This window comes from Dawidia cretensis, assembly GCF_018598175.1.
GTDB lineage: Bacteria > Bacteroidota > Bacteroidia > Cytophagales > Cyclobacteriaceae > Ohtaekwangia > Ohtaekwangia cretensis.
The window spans coordinates 1-237 of the sequence record NZ_JAHESE010000261.1 but is presented as its reverse complement, the minus strand read 5'-3'; the positions used below and the strand labels follow the sequence as shown (position 1 = coordinate 237).

The 237-nt window shown below is 39.7% G+C and carries 1 protein-coding gene; it reads left to right on the top strand.

Annotated elements, in window-relative coordinates:
• Positions 1-237, top strand: a 237-nt coding sequence (locus KK062_RS30575) for an HPF/RaiA family ribosome-associated protein (RefSeq protein ID WP_254088158.1), incomplete at both ends; no start/stop codon positions are given.

The following is a 237-nucleotide window of genomic DNA, read 5'->3' as shown; positions in this document are numbered from 1 at the left end:
CACTTTGATGCTGATCACAAATTGGTTGATTTCATTCAAAGGAAAGTTGACAAGCTGGAGACATTCTATGATAGATTAGTTGACGGAGAAGTTTTCTTACGCTTAAACAATGAAGGTATCGAAAATAAGACAGTAGAAATTAAACTTAATGTTCCAGGCAGCCAGTTATTTGCAATAGAAAAGGCTCGGTCGTTTGAGGCTGCGACAGATCAGGCAACTGATGCCCTTAGGATGCAG